The sequence below is a fragment of the Pseudomonas fluorescens genome, from assembly GCF_001307155.1.
Lineage (GTDB): Bacteria > Pseudomonadota > Gammaproteobacteria > Pseudomonadales > Pseudomonadaceae > Aquipseudomonas > Aquipseudomonas helvetica.
Window position 1 is genome coordinate 2,510,149 of record NZ_CP012830.1, and the last position, 23,958, is coordinate 2,534,106.

19 protein-coding genes are annotated in these 23,958 nt (G+C 54.8%); 13 read left to right on the forward strand and 6 right to left on the reverse strand.

Annotated elements, in window-relative coordinates; translation table 11 throughout:
* Positions 1 to 79: 79 nt before the first annotated feature.
* The 7 genes from AO353_RS11365 (at position 80) to AO353_RS11395 (ending at position 9,501) form a co-directional block, all read left to right on the forward strand.
* Complete coding sequence (locus AO353_RS11365; protein ID WP_054595023.1) at positions 80 to 715, forward strand: hypothetical protein; 636 nt, start codon at positions 80 to 82, stop codon at positions 713 to 715.
* A 298-nt stretch (positions 716 to 1,013) separates the two neighbouring features.
* Positions 1,014 to 2,525: a YdgA family protein gene (locus AO353_RS11370; RefSeq protein ID WP_054595024.1), complete on the forward strand. Its 1,512-nt coding sequence runs from the start codon at positions 1,014 to 1,016 to the stop codon at positions 2,523 to 2,525.
* A 302-nt stretch (positions 2,526 to 2,827) separates the two neighbouring features.
* Positions 2,828 to 5,308, forward strand: coding sequence for a poly-beta-1,6 N-acetyl-D-glucosamine export porin PgaA (gene pgaA, locus AO353_RS11375; RefSeq protein ID WP_054595025.1), 2,481 nt, complete (start codon positions 2,828 to 2,830; stop codon positions 5,306 to 5,308).
* Between the two features lie 12 nt (positions 5,309 to 5,320).
* A complete protein-coding gene (pgaB, locus tag AO353_RS11380) occupies positions 5,321 to 7,318 on the forward strand; it encodes a poly-beta-1,6-N-acetyl-D-glucosamine N-deacetylase PgaB (protein WP_054595026.1) in 1,998 nt (665 codons plus the stop codon).
* Between the two features lies 1 nt (position 7,319).
* The gene (gene pgaC, locus AO353_RS11385; protein ID WP_054595027.1) at positions 7,320 to 8,681 is read left to right on the forward strand and encodes a poly-beta-1,6-N-acetyl-D-glucosamine synthase; all 1,362 of its coding nucleotides are present in this window, start codon (positions 7,320 to 7,322) and stop codon (positions 8,679 to 8,681) included.
* Positions 8,678 to 9,199 (forward strand): poly-beta-1,6-N-acetyl-D-glucosamine biosynthesis protein PgaD, encoded by a 522-nt coding sequence (gene pgaD / locus AO353_RS11390; protein ID WP_054595028.1) that lies wholly within the window; start codon positions 8,678 to 8,680, stop codon positions 9,197 to 9,199. Before pgaC ends, pgaD begins: the two co-directional genes overlap by 4 nt.
* 122 nt (positions 9,200 to 9,321) lie before the next feature.
* Positions 9,322 to 9,501: a hypothetical protein gene (locus AO353_RS11395; RefSeq protein ID WP_054595029.1), complete on the forward strand. Its 180-nt coding sequence runs from the start codon at positions 9,322 to 9,324 to the stop codon at positions 9,499 to 9,501.
* Here the strand turns inward: AO353_RS11395 and AO353_RS11400 are convergent, their stop codons facing one another.
* On the reverse strand, positions 9,502 to 10,101 hold the full coding sequence (locus tag AO353_RS11400; RefSeq protein ID WP_054595030.1) for a hypothetical protein: 600 nt from the start codon (positions 10,099 to 10,101) through the stop codon (positions 9,502 to 9,504). It lies immediately after the preceding gene.
* A 262-nt stretch (positions 10,102 to 10,363) separates the two neighbouring features.
* Positions 10,364 to 11,200: a sterol desaturase family protein gene (locus AO353_RS11405; protein ID WP_054595031.1), complete on the reverse strand. Its 837-nt coding sequence runs from the start codon at positions 11,198 to 11,200 to the stop codon at positions 10,364 to 10,366.
* Between the two features lie 69 nt (positions 11,201 to 11,269).
* Here AO353_RS11405 and AO353_RS11410 point away from each other — a divergent pair, with 69 nt between their 5' ends.
* Entirely contained in the window at positions 11,270 to 12,268 is a 999-nt protein-coding gene (locus AO353_RS11410) for an AraC family transcriptional regulator ligand-binding domain-containing protein (RefSeq protein ID WP_054595032.1), read from the forward strand.
* A 172-nt stretch (positions 12,269 to 12,440) separates the two neighbouring features.
* On the opposite strand, the gene AO353_RS11415 is transcribed toward AO353_RS11410, so the two are convergent.
* Both AO353_RS11415 and AO353_RS11420 read right to left on the reverse strand, forming a co-directional pair.
* Positions 12,441 to 12,683, reverse strand: coding sequence for a hypothetical protein (locus tag AO353_RS11415; protein ID WP_054595033.1), 243 nt, complete (start codon positions 12,681 to 12,683; stop codon positions 12,441 to 12,443).
* 12 nt (positions 12,684 to 12,695) lie between these two features.
* Positions 12,696 to 13,169 carry a hypothetical protein gene (locus AO353_RS11420; protein ID WP_054595034.1) on the reverse strand — a complete coding sequence of 158 codons (474 nt, stop codon included), beginning with the start codon at positions 13,167 to 13,169 and terminating at the stop codon, positions 12,696 to 12,698.
* Between the two features lie 531 nt (positions 13,170 to 13,700).
* On the opposite strand from AO353_RS11420, the gene AO353_RS11425 reads away from it, so the two are divergent.
* Positions 13,701 to 14,741 (forward strand): hypothetical protein, encoded by a 1,041-nt coding sequence (locus AO353_RS11425; RefSeq protein ID WP_054595035.1) that lies wholly within the window; start codon positions 13,701 to 13,703, stop codon positions 14,739 to 14,741.
* A gap of 1,114 nt (positions 14,742 to 15,855) precedes the next feature.
* On the opposite strand, the gene AO353_RS11430 is transcribed toward AO353_RS11425, so the two are convergent.
* Entirely contained in the window at positions 15,856 to 16,776 is a 921-nt protein-coding gene (locus AO353_RS11430) for an AbiJ-NTD4 domain-containing protein (protein WP_054595036.1), read from the reverse strand.
* Positions 16,777 to 17,098: 322 nt separating this feature from the next.
* Here AO353_RS11430 and AO353_RS11435 point away from each other — a divergent pair, with 322 nt between their 5' ends.
* The 4 genes from AO353_RS11435 (at position 17,099) to AO353_RS31080 (ending at position 22,920) form a co-directional block, all read left to right on the forward strand.
* Entirely contained in the window at positions 17,099 to 18,514 is a 1,416-nt protein-coding gene (locus AO353_RS11435) for an N-6 DNA methylase (RefSeq protein WP_054595037.1), read from the forward strand.
* Positions 18,515 to 18,668: 154 nt separating this feature from the next.
* A complete protein-coding gene (locus tag AO353_RS11440) occupies positions 18,669 to 20,240 on the forward strand; it encodes a restriction endonuclease subunit S (protein WP_054595038.1) in 1,572 nt (523 codons plus the stop codon).
* Entirely contained in the window at positions 20,237 to 21,835 is a 1,599-nt protein-coding gene (locus tag AO353_RS11445) for a restriction system-associated AAA family ATPase (protein WP_054595039.1), read from the forward strand. The genes AO353_RS11440 and AO353_RS11445 overlap by 4 nt, the downstream gene beginning before the upstream one ends.
* Positions 21,835 to 22,920, forward strand: coding sequence for a hypothetical protein (locus tag AO353_RS31080; protein WP_146016092.1), 1,086 nt, complete (start codon positions 21,835 to 21,837; stop codon positions 22,918 to 22,920). The genes AO353_RS11445 and AO353_RS31080 overlap by 1 nt, the downstream gene beginning before the upstream one ends.
* A gap of 124 nt (positions 22,921 to 23,044) precedes the next feature.
* Here AO353_RS31080 and AO353_RS11460 read toward each other — a convergent pair whose 3' ends face one another.
* Complete coding sequence (locus tag AO353_RS11460; RefSeq protein WP_054595042.1) at positions 23,045 to 23,902, reverse strand: hypothetical protein; 858 nt, start codon at positions 23,900 to 23,902, stop codon at positions 23,045 to 23,047.
* Between the last annotated feature and the right edge of the window lie 56 nt (positions 23,903 to 23,958).

Genomic DNA, 23,958 nt, shown 5'->3' on the forward strand with positions numbered 1-23,958 from the left:
GTTGCTATGCTTTTAGATGTCGGGTCTGCACAGGCGGGGCCGGCAGTCAAAGCTCGCATTGGTCATGGGGATTCCAATAATGAAAAACCCTTATGCTCCCGGCTTCTGGTGCGCAATTGTCGCGCTGGTGCTGCTCTCGGCAACGTATTTTTATGGCGTGATGCTGACGCACCAGATTGATAAGGCTTTGATCTTTCTCGACAGTGCCAGTGCGTTGATCGGGGTGATGTCGATCGCAGTCGCCGCCTGGGCTTTGCTGCAAACCCGGCGGATCAAGAAAAAACAACTCGAGCAAGGCAAGACCCTGGTGCTGATCTGGGACACCAAGGTGGCGTTGCGCCGGGTTGAAACGGTATTCGACCGGTATTTCTGGGGCAGTTACTGGCAACCGGGGCGTACTTTTCAGGAAGTCATGGGCGAACTCACCGGCACCCCGCTGGAAAAAAGCCTCGAAGCGCTCAAAACCCAATGCCTGGCCCTCGACAAACAGGTCACCGATGAAGGCTGGCACTGGCTGAACAATGCCCGCGAACTGTCTGACGTGGCCAACGCCATGGCCCGCGAACGCTATCAACTGGATTTTTGCGACCCGCGCGCGGATTCACCGAATGGCGCGGTGATCAATCGGGATTTCGAAGTGCTGGTCTATACGTGGACGGCACGGCTGAAAAGCTTTGATCATCAGCTGGATGAGATCGAAGTGCAGTATTCCTGATCAGCCACCGATCGTTCCCACGCTCTGCGTGGGAATGCCTCTACGGACGCTCCGCGTTCGGCTCTGGATGTGACGCAGAGCGTCACGGGCAGCATTTCCACGCAGAGCGTGGGAAAGATCAACGCGGACTGTCCACAGGCTGCAACGCTCCATAGACATTCTTTCACCTTTAATCATTGGGCCGCTCCACGGCACAAATGCTAATCTCATCGCACTTTTAGCGGAGTCGAGCCGCAACCCGTCGAGGGTTCAGGGAAGACGACCACATTTTCAACAACGGACATTGATCGGGTCATTCATGAATAAATCAGCAGGCGTGCTTCTGGGAATCGTCGTTGCCATCGGTGCAATCAGCGCCGGCGGCGCCTGGTACACCGGTACGAAGCTGGAAGGGGTGCTGCAAACCTCGATCGCCGACGCCAACAAAGAGCTGCAAACGGCGATGGTCGGCTCCAACGGCACCGCGACCCTGGAGCTGGTGTCGCTGGATCGCCAGTTGTTCAGCAGTACCGCGCACTACCGCCTCAAGGGCCAGGGCGAAATGTTCGGCGAGAACCCTGAAGGCGTAGAGCTGCTGTTCGTTGACCATATCGAACACGGCCCGCTGCCATTCTCGCGCCTGGTGTCGCTGAAATGGCTGCCGGTCATGGCCACCAGTCACTACTCGCTGGAAAAGACCCCGACCACCGAGAAGTGGTTCGCCGCCACCAAGGATGCGTCTCCACTCAAGGGTGTGGTCAACATCGGCTATGACCGTGCTACCAGCGGCAACCTTGAACTGCTGCCCGTCGAAACGGCACTGGACGACAAGTCCACGTTGAAGTTTTCCGGTCTGAACATCGACGTGTCGGCCAGCGCCCAGGCACAGAAGGTCAAAGCTGACGGTTACATGGACAGCCTCACGCTGACCAGCGTTGCCGAAGATCAGTCCCCGGTGAAAGTCGAATTGAATGGCCTGACCCTGGCCAGCAACCTCAGCAAAAGCAGCTATGGCTACTACCTGGGGGAAAACGTCGTCGAGCTGACCAGCACCAAGACTACCTTTGGCGACAAACAGTCGGTGATGACCTTCAAGAACACTGAAATGAAGAGTTCCACCACCGAGTCCGGGACCAACGCAGCCGGTCGTGCCGATTACAAGATTGGCGAAATCGCCCTCAACGACAAGGCCCTCGGCTCGGCGCAAATGGCCTGGAGCATGAAAAACCTCGATATTCCGTCGACGCTGTCGCTGGTACAGATCTACCAGAACAAACTGCAGCCGTACGAAGCGGCCGCCGCGGCTGCTGCCGCTGCGGGTGAGCCGGCGCCCGAACTGAAGCTGACCGACGCCGAACAAGCACAGGTCAAGGCGGGTCTGGAGACGTTGCTGGCCGCCCAGCCACAAGTCGCGCTGGAGAACTTTTCGTTCTCCACCCCGAACGGTGAAAGCCGTGCCAGCCTGGTGATTGACCTGACCAAGCCGACATCGCTGGACCTGCCACCCGACCAGTTGGGCAAGCAATTGATTGCCCTGCTGGACTTCAATCTGAAGATCTCCAAGCCGATGATCACCGATCTGGTGACAGTGCAGGCGCAGATGGAAGGCCAGACCGACGTCAAAGCCGTTGCCGATCAAGCCGCTGCGACCAGTGACATGGTCAGCAGCATGGCTGTCGGTACGCAACTGGCGACGCTGGACGGCAACAACATCGTTTCCAAACTGCACTACGCCAATAATCAGGTGGACTTCAACGGCCAGAAGATGACCGTCGAACAGTTCGTCGGTTTCGTGATGAGCAAGCTCGGTACCACTGGCGCACCCCAGTAAACGACCCACCGCTTGACTTAAGCGAACGCTCTAAACCGCAGGTTACAAGCTAGCGCCCGGCCCTCCGAATTTGTGGATTGGCTGGGCGTTTTGCTGTCTGGTGCCCGCAAATCAAGGCTGTAGGGCGCACGGGGGTCAAGCCGTTGTATTGAATCTGAACAAATGTTGTGTTCCTGATAGTGGTCTAACCTTGCGTGAAATACTGCGTTTGCAAAACCTTGTCGGGTGATTGCCCGACTTCCCGTTTCGAACCAGGCAAGGGGGGTATGAGACTCCGGCTCGCCATGTAAGGATGCTGACGAATGCCACGTATTACTCGTCCTTTTATTGTTCTTGGCTTGCGCCCTCTGATTCGTGTGGCCTTGTGCAGCCAACTGCTTTGGCCGAGTCTGGCGTTCGCGGATACCGCCTACGACCAAATGATTCGCGATGCGCGTACTGGTAACTACGCACCGGTGTTGACGCTGTTACGCAACGTGCCTGCGAACCAGGTGACCACCGGCCAGGTCAGCGACCATTTGCAGATCGCCAGTTGGGCCGGTCTCGACGCCGAAGTGGTTCAGGTCTACGAAACCCAGGGGCGCAACCGGGTGCTGCCGATTCAGGCGCTGACCGCCACCGCTCGTGCCTACCGCAATCTCAAGCGCTGGGACTCTGCCACCGAGCTCTACCGCAAGGCACTGGCGCTCGAACCTGCGAATGCTGACCTGCAACTCGGCCTGGCCATGACCCAGGCTGATTCTGGAAACCCCGTCGAGGCCGTCAACCGTGCCAAGGCTCTCGTCGCGGCCAAACCTGACGATCCGGCCCGGCGCCTGGCGCTGGGCTACGCCTTGACCCGTTCCGGTGCGACCTATGACGCGTTGTTCGAATACGACCAGGCGTTCATCCGCGCCGGGAGCAAACCTGAAGTCGCCCGCGAATACGTTTTTGCCCTGCAACGCGCACGGCTGCCAGAGCCGGCTTTGCGTCTGGCCCGTCAACGTCCGGGGTTGATCGATCCGGTGACGCAGCGCCGCCTCGAAGGTGATGTGGCGGCAGAGCGCGTGCGGCTGGCGGAATTTGCCACGCGCAGTGAAAAAGAACGTTACGACATCGCCGATCGTGCCTTGAGCGACTACGACCAGTTGCTGGCGACCTGGACCCCGGATGCACAGGCTCACGACGACGTGGTTCGTTGGCGCATCGACCGCATGGGTGCACTCAAGGCCCGCGCGCGCACGGCTGAGGTCATCGGCGAATACCAGAAACTGCTCGCTGAAAACGTGAAAATTCCAACCTACGCCATGCGTTGGGTGGCGGCCTCCTATCTGGATCAACGTCAACCGGACGTCGCGACAGACTTGTATCGCCAAGTGCTGGTCGCACCGGACGCCGACCCGGCTGACCGGGTAGAAGACACCACGGCGCTGTTCTACGCCTTGATGGAAAGCGACAAACCGCAGGAAGCACGCACCGTCGCCGAGAACCTGGCCAAGACTCAGAGCTCGCGGGTGGAGCTCAAAGGCTTGCCGATCGGCAATCCCAACGATTCATGGATGGACGCGCAACAACTGGCCGCCCAGGCGGGCACCTATAGCGGTAACTTGCCCGCTAGCCAGCAAGGCCTGGATGCCTTGGTTGAAAAAGCACCGGGCAACGTCGGTTTGCGTCTGGCGCAGGCGAATGTCTACCTGGCGCGTGCCTGGCCACGCCGTGCAGAAAATCTGCTCAAGGAAACCGAGAGCATGGCCCCGCGAGATATCGGTCTGGAAGTCGCGCAAGGGCATACCGCGCAGGATTTGCAGGAGTGGCGCCAGCTCGATGCGTTGACCGATGACGTCGCTGCGCGATTCCCGGACAACCGTGCGGTGCAGCGTTTGGAGCGTCAGCGTGAGGTGCACGACATGGCCGAACTGCGCGTGTCGACCTATGGCGGCAAGAGTTATGGCGGTGGCAGCAACGGTGCCGGTGCAGTCGCTGGCAGCAAGGACTTTGGCATTGAGACCACGCTCTACAGTCCACCGATCAATGAGGACTGGCGTGTGTTTGCAAGTGCCGGTTATGCCACTGGTGACTTCCAGGAAGGCACCGGTCGTGACCGGGTCGAACGGTTTGGTGTCGAGCGCCGAACCCGCGATATGACACTGGAAGCGGAAGTCTCCAATCACAACTTCGGCTATGGCAACAAACAGGGCACGCGCCTGTCGATTGCCCGCGACATCAATGATGCCTGGCAGTATGGCGGCAGCCTCGACTACCTCTCGGCCACTACGCCGCTGCGGGCACTGAACAGTAACGTCACCGCCAACGGCGGCAGCGGTTTCCTGCGCTGGCGCGCCAACGAAAGCCGCGAGTGGAAACTGGCGGTCAGCCCGTCGCACTTCAGCGATGGCAACAATCGTCTCGAAGCATTGCTGACCGGACGCGAAGGCGTGTACAGCGCGCCGGGGGTGCAGGTCGACCTCGGTCTGGAGGTCGGCACCAGCCACAACAGCAAGAATGAGGACGTTCCCTACTTCAACCCCAAGTCGGACTTCAGCGTCCTGCCGACGGTCAGCGTCAATCACGTGCTCTATCACCGCTACGAAACTTCGTGGAGTCAGCAGTTCCAGGTCGGTGCCGGTACATACAGCCAGCGTGATTACTCCACTGGCGGCGTAGGCCTGCTCAGCTACGGCCAGCGCTTGAGCTGGAATGATGTGTTCGAGGTCGGTGCCGCGCTGAGCGCGATCAACCGGCCCTTCGACGGCGATCGAGAAACCGATCTGCGCCTGCTCGTCGACCTTACCTACCGTTTCTAGAAGAGTTTGAAGATGCCTCTGATGACCCGTTGCATCCTTCTGTTGGGCGTTTTGCTGATCAGCGCCTGCGCCCGGCAAGCCCCGACCTTTGCGCCACCGGCACAGCGCCCGCTGCCGGCCAATGAAGCGCCATGGCCGAAAAACCATGTGTTGGGAATTGCCTATCACGATGTCGAAGACCGCGACCCTGATCAGGCGGTCGTTGCGGTGCGCACCGAGCGGATGATCGAGCAGCTCGCGTGGCTGCGTGAGAACGGCTACAAACCCGTCACCGTCGATCAGATCATCGCCGCGCGCAAGGGGGGGGCCGAACTGCCAGCCAAAGCCATTCTGTTGAGTTTTGACGATGGTTATTCGAGCTTCTACACCCGTGTGCTACCGGTGCTGCGGGCCTATAACTGGCATGCCTTGCTGGCGCCCGTCGGTACCTGGATCGATACACCACCGGATAAGCTCGTGGACTTCGCAGGTGATATGCGACCGCGTTCGGAGTTTTTGACCTGGACGCAGATCACTGAAATTTCCAGGTCCGGGCTGGTGGAAATCGCCGCTCACACCGACGCCAGCCACAAAGGCATCCTGGCCAATCCGCAAGGCAACCTGCAGCCGGCGGCGGCGACTCGACGTTATGACGCTGCGACCGGTCGCTATGAGTCGGAAGCGGATTTCCAGGCTCGTCTGCGCAAGGACGTGGTCACCATTACCGAAAAAATCCGCAAGGCTACCGGTTATAACCCGCGTGTATGGGTCTGGCCGTACGGCACGGCCGATGGCACCACATTGCAGGTGGTCGATTCCCAGGGTTACCAGATGGCCCTGACCCTGGATGACGGGCTCGATGCACTCGACAACCTGATGAGCAGTCCGCGTTTCCTGGTGGCCTCGGACCCGGATGGCGAACACTTTGCCAACAGCATCGTCGCGGTGCAGTCCAGCTCACCGATGCGCGTGGTGCATGTCGACCTGGACAACGTTTATGACCCGGACCCGGCCCAGCAGGAAGTCAATCTGGGCAAGCTGATCCAGCGCATGGCCGACATGGGCGCCAACACCGTGTTCCTGCAAGCCTTCGCCGATCCACAGGGCGACGGTCTGGTGCACTCGTTGTACTTCCCGAACCGCCACCTTCCGGTTCGCGCCGACATCTTCGACCGGGTGGCCTGGCAGTTGCGTACTCGCGCCCACGTCAAGGTTTTTGCCTGGATGCCGGTGCTCAGCTTTGCCCTCGATCCAAAACTGCCCCGGGTCACCCGTTGGGACCCGGCCACAGGCCAGACCTCGGTTGACCCGGGACAGTATCGACGGCTGTCGCCGTTCGACCCGACCGTGCGGCGCGTCATCGGTGAAATCTACGAGGACGTGGCGCGTCTGACCTCGGTCGACGGCATCCTCTACCACGACGATGCAGTGCTGTCGGACTTCGAGGACGCCAGTCCCGAGGCCTTGCGCACCTATGCGGCCAACGGCTTGCCGGGGTCGATGGCGGCCCTGCGCGATGATCCGGCGATGATGCAGCGCTGGACTCGGTTCAAGAGTCGCTACCTGATCGACTTCACCAAAGAGCTCACCGCCAAGGTTCGCGCCATTCGTGGGCCACAGGTGCTGACGGCGCGCAACATCTTCGCTGAACCGATGCTCAATCCGCCCAGTGAGGCTTGGTTCGCGCAGAACCTCGACGACTTCCTCGGCACCTATGACTGGACCGCACCGATGGCAATGCCGTTGATGGAAGGTAAACCCCTCAAGCAATCGGGTGAATGGCTCGAAGAGTTGGTGGCCACGGTCAAGGTCCGGCCGGGAGCACTGGAGCGCACGGTGTTCGAATTGCAGGCCCGGGACTGGACGAAGAAAAGCGGCGCCGACATCGATGGCGGGCAACTGACTGACTGGATGGGTCGCCTCAAACGCCAGGGAGCGACCAGTTTCGGTTACTACCCGGACAACTTCCTTGAGAACCAGCCGGACCTGAAAACCGTGCGTCCCGCGCTCTCCGACAAGTGGAATCCATAACATGCTGGATAGACTTCTAGCTCTGCTGGTCCTGGCGATCGTCCTGGGGATTCCCCTGGGGCTGATCTTTCTGGTCACCGGGCAATTCTTGATGGACTTCGTGTTTTTCTATCCGCTGTTCATGTCCGGACTGTGGATCGCCGGTGGCCTGTATTTCTGGCTGCACTGGGAGCGCCACTGGCCGTGGAAGGACGATACGCTGCCACCGCCGCTGGCGGGTGAGCCGCTGATTTCGATCCTCATCCCTTGCTACAACGAGGGCGATAACGCGGCCGATACAATTCACGCCGCGCTGGGTCAGCATTACCCGAACATCGAAGTGATCGCGATCAACGACGGCTCCAAGGACAACACCGCCGCCGTCCTCGATGCCCTCGCTGCTGAAGACCCGCGCCTGCGGGTGCTGCACCTGGCGGAAAACCAGGGTAAAGCGGTGGCCTTGCGCATGGGCGCCATTGCCGCGCGCAGTGAGTACCTGGTGTGTATTGACGGCGACGCCTTGCTCGCACCGAACACGGCGGCCTATCTGGTGGCGCCGATGCTCGACAACGCGCGACTCGGCGCGGTGACCGGCAACCCACGGATTCGAACCCGTTCAACGCTGGTCGGGCGTGTTCAGGTCGGCGAGTTCTCTTCGATCATCGGTTTGATCAAGCGCACCCAACGGGTCTTCGGGCGGATTTTTACCGTGTCCGGGGTGATTGTGGCGTTCCGTCGTTCGGCGTTGCATCGGGTCGGCTATTGGAGCCCGGACATGATCACCGAAGACATCGACATCAGTTGGAAGCTGCAACTGGATCACTGGAGCATCTTCTACGAGCCACGCGCACTGTGCTGGATTCTGATGCCGGAGACCCTGTCCGGGTTGTGGAAGCAGCGTTTGCGCTGGGCCCAGGGCGGCGCCGAGGTGCTGTTCAAAAACATCCGCGGCATCTGGCAATACCGCCATCGCTACCTCTGGCCGCTGCTGTTCGAGTACTGCCTGTCCACCGGCTGGGCCTTCACCTTTTTTCTGTCGGTGATTTTCTGGGGCGTGGGCAAGTTCGTCGACATGCCGGCCGCCATTGCCGTGCACCACTTGCTGCCGCCGGCCTTCACCGGGCTGTTGCTGGCGATGGTCTGCTTGCTGCAGTTCGCGGTCAGCATCCTGATCGACCGTCGCTACGAGCGCGGGCTGTGGAAAACCATGTTCTGGGTGGTCTGGTATCCGTTGGTGTTCTGGTTCATCAGCCTGCTCACCACCCTGGTCAGCTTCCCCAAAGTGCTGTTTGGCCAACATCAGAAGCGTGCGCGCTGGGTCAGTCCCGACCGTGGCATCAAGCCGCTGAATGACGATGACGATGACGAGGAGTTCAGCAAATGAAAATCATCAGAACCCGTCAACGACCATTTCTGGTCGTCATTGATGCCTTTTTCACGGTATTGGCCTGGTTCGGCTTGCTGTACCTGCTGGTAAGCGGCCTCTGGCCATTGTTTGATACCCACGAAGGGTTGCGTATCGAATCGACGATGCTCGACGCCCTTGGCACGCTGCAAATCTACTTGTGGGTGGCGCTGTTCAACGCGGTGGTCCTGATCTCCTGGGCGCGTTACCAGCACCGCAAGAGCAAAAGCTTCGCCCAGCGTCGTCTACCGGCACCGGTGATCGATGACAAAGGCTTGAGCATAAGCTTCAACCTGACCGAAGAGCATCTGGCTCAACTGCGCGATCTGGGAACCATGGTGATCCACAACAACGAAGACGGCGACGTCAGCCACGTTGTCCCACGCTTCTTGCGCATCGATCCCGAGCTCCAGAAGCAGTTGCACCCGCCGGCCTCACTGGTGCATCAGAAGGCGTTGGTGTTGGCGGCAAATGACGATCAGATGCCTGTGACGTGAGCTGCGGTAAGGTTTGACTGAAAGTTTTACAGGGCTATTGCGGTCTGAGCGTTCAGGGCATTGGCGTCGTTCGTCGAAAGCGAGCACTATCGAGCCAATTACTGGTGCGTTGGAGGCCAGCTGTGACACAACGAATAGACCGCATTGCCCAATTGCTCAACTGCCCGATCAAGGGCGAAGAAATGCGCCGGGCGATCACTGAAGCGCGCAAGGACTTTCTGCTCGACGACGATGAAGAGGATGACGACGAGGAGGAGCCTGCCGAGGTGGACGTCGTGGATGAGCAGTCATCCAAGGCATGACTACCACCAGCTGCGGTTGCTCTCCAGTTCACCCCTGCATTGCCGGAGTTGCCAGCCATAATCTTTTGCCTGTTGCTCAACCTTGCGCGCGACCTGCATCAGCCAGGGTTTCTGTAGATAGGTCTGGCGACTGAACCCGCCACGTCCTTCGTGGTAGGCAAGGTACTGGCTGTAGGCATCCCATTTGGAAACCCCCAACTGACGCTGAGTGCCGGCGACGTACCAGCCGACGAACATGATCGCGTCGTCAAAGTTGTCACGCGAACCGCCGTTGCCGGTCGCGCTCTTGTACTCGCTCCACACCGGATCCTGCGCCTGGGCATAGCCGTATGCCGAGCTGACCCGTCCCCAGGGAATAACCCACAAAAAGTAGTAGCGAGGGGGCAGGGCATCGTGCACAAAGCTGCTTTCCTGCTTGATGATCGCCATCGCCACATGCGGCGGCAGGCCCCAGGTTTTCTCCATTTTCAGCGAATCTTCGTACCAGGCCGGGTATTGGCGGTAAATGCTGCAAAGGTTGCTTTGCTCTCTTGGCGGTGTCGTCGAGCAACCCGCCAACAAGCCCAAGGCGATGAGTACGACTAAAAAACGTCCGTGCAAAAATCACTCACTTGGCGATTGGCCAATCCTTATCGGTTCAAAACAGGGTGGGGGATACAGCGTGATCGTTGTTTGCTAACAAGCCAGCCGCCAAACCACAGACTACCCAAGAAACCACCCAAGAAACCACCCAAGAAACTACCCAGGAAATCAGCCTGGAAACGGCACGAGGGCAGATCGTGGCTGTATTGTGTCATCAGCCAGCGACCACCCGGTGTGATCCGGCATGTGGGCCAAATGAAAAGTGGGCACTGGGAAGTACTCAAAGATCGTGTTGCCGCACTCGCTTTGGTGAACGAACCAGCGGCCAGAACAGCTCCTGCTGCCACGTCACCGGATGCAAATCCTCTATGCCATAGGTTGAGGGGCGATGCCGGGTGATCTTGGCCGTACCGAACAGCACGTCCCAGAAGAACAGGAGATTGCCGAAGTTTCCCTTGTAGTGGGTTACGCCGTCATTGGCGTTCAAACCATGATGGGCCGCATGGGTGGCGGGGGTCGAAATGGTTCGTTCGAGGACCCACATCAGCGGACGCAAGGCCGGAATGCGGTAGAGTTTTTCGTCCCAGGCGACGCTGCTGTGCGCGGCGAAGATGACCGTCATCTTGACGATCAAGTAACCGTAGTAAACCGGTGCCAGGCCCAGGTAGATGAGGGCGCCGGACAGCCAGATACCTGGCATCAGCAGGTAGTAAAAGCTGTTGTTTCGATAAACGATGCGAATGCTCATGTAGGGCGCCGAATGGTGAGCGCGATGCAGGGCATAGAGAAACGGCAGCCGATGGGTCAGGCGATGCCACCAGTACTGGGTCAAGTCATCGAACAGTAGAAACAGTCCGAGGCCGGCCACCCAGTGAATGTTGGCCATGCTGTTCTTGAGTTGAGGAGCCAGACCGCCGAGCAGCAGGTTGCTGAGGAACATCACCAATGGAAAGGTGACACCCAGCAGGAGCGACGAACCGATGATCTCGATCAGCGTATCGCGGCGCTGACCTTTGGGTTGGCGGAAACAGGCGCACGCAATTTCCAGCAGGATGAAACCCAGAAAAATCCCGGCGACGACCAGAATTGGATTGTTGGCGAGCATTATTGTATTCATGGCAATCTCGAGTCAGGCCCGACCTGGGCATTGCCTGAGCAATAAGAAACCATGAGCCTTCCGGACAACATGTGCGAAATGGACAAAATCACTCGAGAAGAGGCCAATCAGCCAGCCCGCCGCTTTCATCGAGGGCAGCTCGGACAGGTTCTGGAACGTGTACTGCATAAGCAGACACGCAGTAACCGACGCGATTACAGCCTGCTTGAGCTTGAGCAATTGTGGACGGCGGCGGCCCAACAAGATCCTGCCATTGGCCTGCACCTGTTCGCCGGGTTCACCCCGCAGGACTGCCACGAGCTGACGTACATCTGCATGTATTGCCCGGACGTCAGCGCAGCTATCCAGTGCTGGTGTGACTATGCGGGGCTGGCGTCGGACATGGACAGGGTCAAGCTGATCAACGATGCCCATGGCCTGGGCGTAGAGCTGCGTATCGACGCCCCCGCCAAACTGGCCCGATACGTGGTGGAACATTACTGCGTGATGGCCGTGACCCAACTGTGCAAAGCTACGGGCGAACCGGTCCGGCCGGTGCTGGCTCACTTCGCCCATCCACGACCAACCTACCACGCCGAATACACCCGATGGTTCGGGGATAACATCGTGTTCGAGTGCGCGCATAACTGCCTGTATTACGACCCGAGCGTCTTGCGGTTACCTTTGCTGACGCGACACGACGGGATGGCAGAGTTGTTGCGCAGTGAGATGGACCGACGGATCGCCCGGCATCTCCAGCTCAATGGCTGGACCGGAAAAGTCGCGGCCGGCATGCGACAAAGCCTGGCGCGCGGCGTGGTACCCAGCCTGGAAAATCAGGCAGAGGCTCTGCACCAGAGCCCGCGTACCTTGCGCCGGCGCATGGAAGAGCAAGGCATGACGTTCCGCCTGCTGCTCGATCTGGTGAGGGCCGAGCTGGAACAGCATCTTGAATTTCTGGGTGAGAACCGCGCGCACATTGCCAGTCAGCTGGGTTACGGGGACCTGGCTGCGTATCTGCATGCGCGTAAACGATGGCGGCGTGAGCCATTTGACGATCGCATTCGCGATGTCGAGGCGGGTAGATAACGCAGAGGAAGTGAAATGACTGGTGCGGGCGGAAGCTCGGTTCACAGCGAGCAGCGCCTAGCTCTTGGCGGGCTTGCGCCTGTAATGCATTGACCATCACCAAAACGGCAGCAATCGGCCTACGGCCGTCAGCCTGCTTCAATCGAAGGCTGGCGCCCCTTTTTACATCACTTCAGCCAACCTCCACAAACCGCCGCCTGGTCACGAACAGCCCCGCGCCCACCGGCACGGCAAGGACCGACATCAATCCCAGGTCAAAGCCCAGCAACCGGGCCTGGCTCACTGCAACGCAGCCGATTGCGCCGGCCACCACCAGCGTCACCCCTAGCCACTTGCGCAGCGGGTACGGCTTAAGAAACCGATCAAGTAGAAAGGCCAGCGCCATGACGATGACCGTCTGGGTAATTTCGGACATGTGCAGCCCCACTCAGGTCTTGATGATCAGGGATTCGGAAGAGCGCTGTGGGCCAATCCCACCATTGACCTGCGCCTGGATGCTGACGATGACGTCGCCAGCATGGTAGGTGGGCAGAGTGTCATTGACGTACGAGCGCACACCCGCCGTTACAACAGTGCCTGCGGCGAAACTGCCTACAGGCACGGCTAAACCGCCCACAGTACCGGCAGCGCCACCGAAGGCGGAGGCGGCCAGGTTGGCGAGTTTGGTGCGTTGGGTATCCAGGGCGTCGGCCTGTTGCCGGGTCAGCGGCTTGGAGATGCCGATCATCATCACGCACGGCAGGTTCTTGGCCTGCATCTTGTCGTACACCTCGACGACCTTGCTGTTGACCTGATAGTGGGCGCTTTTCGCTTCGCCAAAATGAAGCTCGCGCAGGCGGCCGCGCTCGCTGTCGGTGAGGGTGATCTGCGAGACGTTGAAGACGATCCCGTGCGGGGTCATGTATTGGAAAGTCCCTTCGGCTTCATTGCACGCATCCTTTCGAGCAAAAGGGGGGCTTCTCTATAAAAAGCGCCCAAGATGCAAAGGCTTTGGTTTCGAAGGTTTTTCGTTGGGCTGGATAGCCCTTGCGGAGGATTTGCGCTTCCCACCGTCCTTTATTAACGGCAGGGCCGCGATTCCTGATTGTTGCCAATTCGACCATTCCCGCCACCGTGAATGCGGCAGGTTTGTGGCAAAAACGACGTTCAGGACCAGGACAGGTTTCTGTCAGGAGCGCTATTCCCTTGTCATACAAGGGAAGGAAGATGGTGCCCAGGCGTCGTTTGAACTGGAGGCTGGCATGCCCGTATTACATGGACTTGCTAAGTAGCAAGATGGTTAGGCATACACGTGGGCATACACGGAGCCGGCTGTTGAAGCTGCTTTGCTAAGATGCTTGAGAGTGAGTCTTCGAGTAGCCTGAGTTCAGGGCCCTCCCAGCCGTTGGGATGGTAAGAATCATTGCCATAGGCGATACGGCGGAATTCATAAATGGATCTTTTTACCCCCATCGTTCCTGTAGAGCTACAGCACCCAAATTTTATCAACGTTATGAGTCCTGGCCGGGTCGGAGAGAGAGAAGTCGTAGCGGGTTGGGCGGAAGGCTTTCCAGACCGCGATAACAAGTTTGTTCGCGAGTTTCAGACGACGTTTAACTCATCATTCTGGGAGGTTTATCTATATCGGCTATTTAGGTCCTATTCGCTCGACTTGGATTGGTCTCACTCGAGCCCGGATTTTTGGCTGCGTACACCTTACGGCGAGGTCATTGTCGAGGCCGTCACCGCAAATGCTGCGGTAGGTACGGTGCCGGAATGGGAAAAGCCGACCATGATGACTGAGAATGTCAGAAAGAAAGAGTTTTGGCCGTTGAACCGAGAGGCAATCATACGGATTTCAAACGCGTTGCTTGCGAAGGTAAGGAAGTACGGGAGCCATTACCAAAAATTACCCCATGTACCAGGAAAACCCTTCGTTATAGCTCTTGCCCCGTTTGAGCAGGCAGATTTCCAGTACCAATACGATCGCCCAATGCGCGCGCTACTCTACGACGATTACGTAGATGAAGACGCGTACGTTCGCAATCCAGAACTATTCCCCGATGGCCCTCCAAGCGTGAAGCTTGGGGAAATAGAAAAAGACAATGGATCAACGTTCGATCTTGGCATTTTTGAGAATGATCAGTGGTCCGAAGTCAGCGCGGTCATTTTTTCTTGCGTAGCGACTTGGGGCAAGACAGTTGCTATGTCAACGCATGCACGGAACGGCTTTGTGGCAGCTACCTGGGGTACGAATTCGAGCGGAGAATCGGCTAAACGAATGAGCAGAATCGGAGTTCCGAGTGAAACAATTAGCGACGGTCTTCAAATTTTCCATAATCCGTACGCAAAGAATCCACTCGACCTTCGAGTCTTTCGCCGTAAAGGCGTAGTGCAGCACTATCAGTCAAATGCCGGGTGGGTCCGTGAAGGGTATGACGACTGCTTACAGTCCAGGACTACTCATACGTTTGGCCTCCCCATCAAGGGGTGAGACTTACGCATTACTTGAATACCTCTCGCTGCAACCTGACGACGTTCGAATGGGATTCGAGTTTTGATCCCGTACAGTTTTTGAGGCAGAGGTGTGGCCGTTTGATGGTTGTTCATGCCGGGGGACCCTGAGAGATTCAATACAGTACGGGGTCGGGAACCCGCGACATCGTGTTAGCGACAGGCTACGCAGCTTACTGAAATTTCAAACGTTGAAATTGAAAGGATCTTGAAGAAAAAGGGGCATCGTTACCGTGTCGGTAATGATGCCCCTTTGTGTTGCTGATAACGCACGCTTGGCGTTGGTCAACCGAGTCAACTCCGTCAACCTGTCAACTAACTTAAAAAATCCAGCCGCTAACACGAACGCGCGGGTTTTCTGCCCCGTACCAATCGCAATTGCCCAGGGTCCCCGACCACCTCCAAAGCTATAGGGCAGATGCACAGGTGAACCGCAGTTCACCAAGTTCACCTGTTCACTAAGCTGGGCACCTTTCCGCTAATAAGATCGGGCGGGTTACTCGGCCCGTGTCGAGAGCCTTTACTCAGGGACCCCGGCACAATCTGGGTGCCTGTTAATCTGAGTTAACGGTTAACCGATTTTTTCTTCGGTCAGACACCTGAGCTCGCGGGTTTCCGACCCCGTATTGGGTGAAAGTCTCAGGAGCCCCAGAGTGCTTTTGGGGGCACCAACATAGTGCCGTTTCGAAAACGGAGCGATGCGTTTTAGTCGCTGATGGCATTAAAAATAAAGGGGGGGCGGGGATCTCGTTCGGATTTCCCCTAAAAAATGGTGTAACAGGTGTCACTCGTGTAACAGGTGTTATTAAGTGCTTGAATTTATTGATTAATTTCCTTGTAACACCTTTCAGGGGCTGCGTGTACACGTCACGTACCAAAGGCCTATCGGTGTAACGCTGATGTCAACTCAAAATCAGTGGTACATCCTCCAGAAAGAAGTGATTTGAACCCCAAACTAATACACCGCTCACTCTGACCAAGACCCCGTCTTTGCATGCTGCGAAGGGAGAGTTACTCAGACTGTTGGTACGGGAATCAGTTACATATCACCTTGAGAATTGCACAGGACAATGGGATGCCTTCCCAATGCAGACTCACGGTTTCTGTCGGGGCGCATTCTTACGCACCAGTAGCTGGATAAGAGCGAACATACGGTGAAAGAGATAGTCAACATGATCCACATCGACGACGGGAATCTGCTTTAGCTCGTGATGTCGAATGAGGTACCCGTTACCGATCAACGTCAGCTGTGACGCTTCGGTATCTAGCACCGATCTAAATGGAATATCAGGGGCTGTTTGCTCCAGGATTATTTGGATAGATTTTTTCTTGTCTGAAGCATGCGCCAAGCTTTTAATGCGTTCGAAGCAATCCCATAAACGCTCCAATGCCTCTCGTCGTTTCAACGGGTCGGGGGCCGAAAACTTGATCCGTGCTTCCTCAAGCATAACGTCTAGTGTCTGGTCACCGGTTCGTAACATAGGCTGTAGCAACGCATCACTGATAATCGCCGGTAACAATCGTACTATTTGCCCGTGTGGATTGAGTTCATAGGCAACACCGTTGCGCGCAAAGATAAGGTTAATCTGGTCGCGGAGCTCGATCCGTCCGACGTTCTCATCAAACGTCAGATGGTGGTGTTGAAAATGGTTGTGATGAAATCCTTGTATGGGTTTCGCAACGTGGAACCACAAAAAATCCAGGAAATCGAGCACAAGCAAATATGGTGGCGCGTATGGCTCCGCTTCCATCCAAGAGTGTTCCCCGGGGATGGACGCTTGGAGGGGCCAACCAAGGCCTGGCATGTGACTTTTTACCGCCGCCCCAAAGCTGACTTCATCCGTGCCAATTACCGCTGGACCGTCATAGCAACACAGGGGGAACGATGACCCAAATGCTCCGCTGTTCACCAAGCCCCTGACAACGGCGATAATGCCTCCCCAAACCTGCGGGGTGATTTCGGTTTCGGTCCTCGGTTTCGGGCCATGCTCTCTATTGCTAAAGTAATTTTCCATTGGCTCTAATCCTTCTTTTTCCAAAAAAGCGAAAATGGGCGCTTTGGTGTTGATGACGCCCGAAAGACGGGCGATGGAGAAGCATCAATTTTTTCCTGAGTATCCATAAATCGGCCCCGATCGAAGGAAAACGATGGTTTTCGAGTCAGAAATGCCATTCGCGAACGACGCTGGCAGCGAGACAGGCATCCTTCATTGCCACAGTCGCGCTCTCCCGCACCAAATGACTTATCATAAAATCGCTCTGCGATGTGGCACACTAAGGAAAGACCCACTACACAGACGAACGTTATCATCCTAACCTGAGCCTCCTGGGACCCAAATGAAGCAAAACAATGTTGTCCAAAAAATTTGGAGCCTTTGTAATATTTTACGGGGCGATGGGATAACCTATTACCAATATATCGCAGAGTTGAGCTATTTATTATTTCTGAAGATCGCTCAGGAAAACGGTTCTGAGGAACTAATTCCCGAAGGGTTCCGATGGGCTGACTTAGACTCTCATGGCGAAGAGGGTTTGTTGGGGTTCTATCAGGAGATGCTTACTCATTTGGGGGCGACAGCAGGTAACGAAGTGGTGAGAGCGATATATGCTTTCCCTACGACAGTGTTTTCACATTCCGCAAATCTTAAAGCAGTTATCAGTGGAATATCAAAAATCGATTGGCACCAAGTTGATCAGGATGGGTTTGGTGATATTTACAGCGGGCTAATTGATAAAAGCGCTCAAGATACTCGTTCGGGAGCCGGTCAATATTTCACGCCGCGCCCCCTGGTAGAAGTAATTGTAAGGCTGACGCAACCAAAAATTGGCGAGCTGATTCAAGATCCATCTATCGGGAGTGGCGGATTTTTGGTCGCCGCCGATGAATTTATTAGGCGTGCGGCTACTAAGAAACAATACAAGGCCAACCCACCAAAATATCAAGGCGTGGAAATAGAAAAAAATACACGTCGTATTTGTCTTATGAACACGTTCTTGCATGGTTTGGATGCGCAAATTATATATGGCGATGCTCTTACCGACGATGCGAGTGCTCTAGAGGCTGCCGACCTAATACTTGCTAATCCACCCTTTGGTAGTAAAGCAGGAAGTAAACGCTCCTTGCGCAAGGATATTCCTTTCCCAAATTGTAATAAGCAGCTTGCTTTTTTGCAGCATATTTATCTAGGGCTTAAGGACGGGGGGCGATCCGCAGTTGTTCTTCCGGATAACATACTCTTTGAGGGCGGTGTAGGGCGAGCGGTTAGAAAAAATCTTATGGAAGTTTGCAATCTCCATACAATTTTGCGTTTGCCAACTGGCATCTTTTACGCTGCTGGGGTGAAGACAAACGTTTTATTTTTCTCAAAGACAAAAAAGACAGAGAGGGGGACTGAGGATGTTTGGATATATGATATGCGTGCGAACATGCCAAGGTTCGGCAAAACTTCACCTCTAGAACAAAAGCACTTTGAAGATTTCATAATAAACTTCGGAGACGATCCTTATGGTAAATCCTCCCGTAAGGATCAGGGGGTAAATGGGTGTTTTCGTCGTTTTACCCGAGAAGAAATCGCCAAACGCAACGATAATCTCGACATTTCCTGGCTTAGTGACGACAAGGTCGGGGCCGAAGAAGGACTGACCGAGCTTGAGGATATCTCTGCTGCCATTCTTGGGCATCTCCGCTCGGCCCTCTCTGAAATCGAAGCTGTTGAGGAAGAACTCGCAGAGTCTGTCGAGGTAGAAGAATGACGCCTGCAAGAGTCCTCGCTCGGACGAGCAGTCGCTTTTTTGTTGACTACACTCCTACTGCAACACAAACCTTTGCCGCCTTATTCGACCGAAACAGCGAAGCACAGACACCACAAGTGCCAACAGTCCTTTGCTACGAAAGAGGAGGCAGGGAATGAGTGATCTGCCGGACGGATGGATCGAGGTAACTTTTGATGATGTCGTAGATGTTAATCCGCGAAAGTCAGTTGGCTTAAGCCTTGACGACACCGTCACGTTTGTTCCCATGGCTGCTGTTTGCGAGCTAACGGGCGCTATCGTTCATGACGTTGTGAGGCCATTGCGGGAGGTTAACAAAGGCTTCACTCAATTTGCCGAAGACGACGTAATTTTTGCCAAAATCACCCCGTCTATGGAAAATGGAAAGTCGGCAGTGGCAGTTGGCCTCGAAAACGGAATTGGCTTCGGCTCTACAGAGTTTCACGTATTCCGAAGTCATGGAGGAGTTCTGCCGAGGTACCTCTGGTACTTCATCCGTCAAAAAGCTTTCCGCGAAGATGCTCAGAAAGTCATGTCTGGTGCAGTTGGTCAGCAGCGGGTCCCCGCAGGCTATTTGAAGGCCTACGTGCTTCCTCTGCCTCCCTTAGCTGAGCAGAAACGCATCGTAGAAAAAGTAGATGGCTTGATTGCCCGCACTACTCGTACGCGCAATGAACTTGATCATATTCCGTCTCTGGTAGAGAAGTACAAAGCGCGTCTTTTATCTTTGGCTTTTTCCGGAAACCTTTTGACTGATTCGTCGGGCGCTTTAAAACGGAAGGCCCCGAAAAATTCCTTTCTTAAAGACCTTGTAGAGAGTCTCCGTTACGGAACCGCACAGAAAAGTTTCGAGAGACCATTAGGCGTTCCGGTTTTGCGTATTCCCAATGTGGTATCAGGGAAGATAGAACTAGATAATTTGAAATACTCGGAGCTTGATGATAAGGAGTTTTCTGCTCTCAAGCTCAATGTTGGAGACATTTTAGTTGTTCGATCCAACGGTAGTACAAATTTAGTTGGGCGACCTGCCGTTGTATCCGAAGACGCTATAGGAATGGCTTACGCAGGTTATCTAATTCGCCTTCGACCGTTACCCGATAAAGTGGTGCCAGAATTTCTTGCTCTGATGTTACAAACTCCTGAAATTAGAGAGATTATTGAATCTGGCGCGCGATCAACAAGCGGTGTCCACAATATTAACGCCAAAGAGCTTGGAGCGCTTGAGATACCTCTATTTTCTCTAGAGGAGCAAAAAGAAATTGTCTGCAGTATCGAGACCGCATTCGCATGGCTTGATCGCGTATTATCCGATTACGATGCTACGTTTAAATTACTGCCCAGGCTCGATGCTGCGATTCTTTCGAAAGCCTTCCGTGGTGGCCTCGTCGCCCAGGCCTCGAAAGATGAGCCCGCCCGCACCCTTCTTTCCCGCATCCGCGCTGAGCGCGAAATTGCTCCAAAGAGGCAGATGCAAATGCGTAAGACAGCTAATCCGATGATCAAAGACCCGAAAGAGCGCCTTCTTCTGGATAGTGAAAATTGGCCTGATAAGGGATTACCATTTGAAGAAGTTGCTAAACGCAATCCTATCCCGCATGACGAGATGCGTGATGCAATATTCACATTGCTGGCTGAAGAAACGCCGCGACTGCGTCAGGTCTTCGATAACGACACTGAGTGTATGCACTTGCAACGGGTGAAGGCATGAGGTTACGTCGTCTCAAAATTGAAAGTTCCTCGGCGAGCGGAGGGCTATTTGATGGACTAGACGTTTGGTTCGGACGGGGGCTAGACGGTAAGTCAAGTGATCCCCTCGCACCGTTATGCATGATCGGACCGAATGGCTCGGGTAAATCGCAATTTCTTCAACTGTTGGCCGAAATTTTTCAGGCAGCTTGGCACGCACATAATCCCGCCGAAGAGCGTAGGAGTGCCAACGAAGATATTCTATTTGCTCTAACCTATTTGATCAGCTCGCCTGGAGCGGATGCACCGGAGGAAGTCACGTTAGTACGCACAAAAAAAGGGCGTGCCACGGGACCGATTGAGCTTTATCGCGATGGTTCGGAAAAACCTATCAAGGCGGGCTCATTAGAGTTTGAGAAGTATCTACCTTCAATCGTTGTTGGATACACGTCCGGCGATAACGAGACGCTTAGCTTGCCATTTCTGGTTAGCCGGAGCGGTTATGCACAAGACGTAGCACGAGCCGCTTTCGGCGACACTGTTAAGAATACTGTACCTGACAACCGGTTGATGCTTATTGACTACGGTACCAACCTTGAGGTTCTGTTCTCAAACCTGATCCTAGGTCCTAAAGAGGCACGTGAAGAGATTTTACGGCATGCACGTCTTTCGGATCTCGCTTCTTGCCGTTGTGTCGTACGCCTCGCGCATTCCGTAATTAATAAGGCTCCAAAAAAACGAACGGATATTACTGGACGCAAAGGCATTCAGCTTACTGATGAACTTGAGAGCATCATACGATCACTGAAGCGCACGGCAACTTGTTGGACTGAAGACGAGAAAACTGAGACCTATACTTTCGATTTTTTCATAGACGATGCTACTCGGTTAGCGTTCGCCCATTTTTGGGATGATGCGTTTTCGCTCTATCGTGCTTTACACAAGCTCGCGCTCTTGAACGATCTAGCAATCCCGAGGCCTGCGCGGAAGCGATTGGACCGTGCTGTGAAGGAGCGTCGTTTCGCTTCACGACTGCCAGAACCTCAGCAGGAGGACATGGTGTTCGGCTTTGAAGAAGTACGATTCTGGCCAGCTGACGAAGGCAGGCAAGCTGTTGACTATGTATCTCTCTCGGACGGCGAGCATCAGCAAGCACTGATCCTTGGGGCGTATGCAATGATGACGGATACCAACGCATTATTTTTGCTCGACGAACCAGAGTCGCACTTCAACCCACAATGGCGGGTGAAGTTCGTTCAACGGCTGATGGAGCTAACAGGCTCGCGGGCAAACCAAGAGTTGCTTCTTACATCTCACGCGCCCTTCGTACCGTCCGATATGCCCCGAGAGCAAGTTCTGATTTTCGAGCGGGACGATGGCAAGATAATCGTCAAAGAGCCTCAAATAGAGACTTTTGGAGCCACGTTTGACCGGATTTTGGAGGCTTGCTTCAACATTCGACCGCCGATCTCAAGAATTGCGGAGGAAAGAATAAATGAAGTGCTTATGTCTGAAGATATCGGTGAGGTCGAACGCGTCCTGAGCGAACTTGGCCAGTCGGTAGAAAAGGCTTTTCTGGCAGACCATCTGCGTCGATTGAAGAATAAAAAAATCTGATGCTATTTACCTATTCGCCCCAAGCACTTGTAGAAAACTGGTTGAACCAGACCATCGTTCAAATCTTGAACGATGGTATGCTGCGGATAATTGGCGGGCATCAAGTTGTTGCGTGGCCCTCGGTGATACCTGTAGCCCGTCGATCAAAGTTAAAGAGCCGCACGGGGATCCGGAAACGCCTCGAAAAATTCTGGATAGAGTTTATTGCTCTTAACCTAGCCACTCAAGAAGTTTTGCTGGAAACGTTAAGCCAACAGTCGTGTTTGCCGGATGTACTATTTAACAATTCAACCTGCGTTGAGATTGATAGATTTCCCGACGGTATTCGAGACGCGACAGTCGACCTGTTTAGATTTCTCTTTGAGGAGCAGCTCACTACCATAAACATTGGTAGTGAATGCCTTCGTGATGTGCATTACACTGCTATATATGCAGAGTTTCCTTCGCGTGTATGTCCCTTTTGTGGTCTTGGCCATTTTAGAGCCCCAGGTGCACCTAGACATGCACTTGATCATTACATGCCCATTACAAAACATCCTTTCGTAGGGGCTGACTTTCGCAATCTGCCGCCTATGTGCAGTGAATGTAACTCTGACTTTAAGAAAAATATAGATATCCTGCGAGATAAACGTGGTCGAAGGCGACGTTGTGTCGACCCATATAACGGTCCAATTTTTAGGGTAAGTTTGGCGAAGAGTTCACCCTTTGCTGGATCTGTTAAAAATGGAATTCATCTACCAAAATGGAATATTCAGTTTAAAGGTGGACCCCAAAGCGAAGCTGAAAACTGGGATCGAATTTTCAAGATTCGAGAGCGTTATGAACGGGATGTCCTCAACGCCGAGTTCAGGTCTTGGCTTGAGCACTTCGTACATTGGTATGTGCGGGGGAATCATGGTGGTAATGGGGGTAATGAAATTGCCGCAGCTATTCCTGAATATATCGATACTGTCATCCAAGATGGTTTGGCTGATAAAGCCTTTTTGAAAGCGGAAGTTTTTCGCATGTTACGCAATGAGTGTCTTAGTTATCAGCGCGGAGAAGATATGAAAGCTTTTTTAGAAGTATTGGTTGCCAACGTATAAAAAAATCTGCGCAGATCACTTATCTGCAAACCTCTAAAGGTTCCTGATTAATAGAGTAGGTTTTTATTTTAAAGCTATTGATTTGGCTCAAGCAAACAGCCCGCGATCGCGGGCTGATTCGGGATCACGCTGCGAGTAGATCCGCTAAAGAAATTTCACGTGCAGCGGATGCCAGATCGGAACGAGCAAGGCTTGAATGAAACGGACCGAACCGTGGTACGTCAAGTCTGGATAGAGCGTCCCCCATCCCACCCTTCTGATAGCTGACGGCAAGTATCCGCGCTCCCACAGCAACCAACTGCTCGGTAGCTGTATTCCACTCCTCATCTAATGCAAGACCTATTGCGTTCAAGGCTGCCTTTTTTGCCTCATCCCCCTTCTGTCGAACGTTTGAGATTTGAGTTTCGATGGAATCAAGTTCCGCCTGTAGGGCGGTGAGGATGAGTTCTTGCCTTCTCACTTGCGCGTCCGTTGTTGCAAGTTGTTTGGCGGCTTTCTGCATTTCGCTGTTCGCGGTTTTTTCACCTTCGCTGTCGCCGCTGGCAAGGCTCCGGGCGTAGAGGCTGGCTGCGTCTAGCTCGGCTTGCTGTGCGTTTTCCAGAGCTTGTTCTGCTTCCGCTTGAATCGCCTGACGGCGCTCATTCAAGTGCGCTTGTGTCCGTTCCAATGCTTCGATCTCGGCGGCTGATTCGGACATCGCTTGGATGGATTCTGTTTTGATCTGGTCGACCCGCTTTAGGCGGTCTAGGTGAGTGAGCTTTTGTTCAATTCGTTCCAACTCGCTGGAGATAGCGCGTACACGGCTTTGGGCACTCGATAGTCTGTCCTCGGCGGCTCTGCCCTCTGGGCTTCCTATTATATTGCCGTTAGGGCTGTAGTTGCTGGGCGCATTGCGCCAAGCTGCCTCCAAGTGGGGGAGACTGTTTTCCAGCGTTTCCCGTTCGGAGATTAAAGCCGCTTGTTGCTGTTTCAATTCATTCATGGTTATTTCCTAAAGTCAGATTTTTGGTTGTGTGTGCCTGGCTGGTGAGGCCGGAA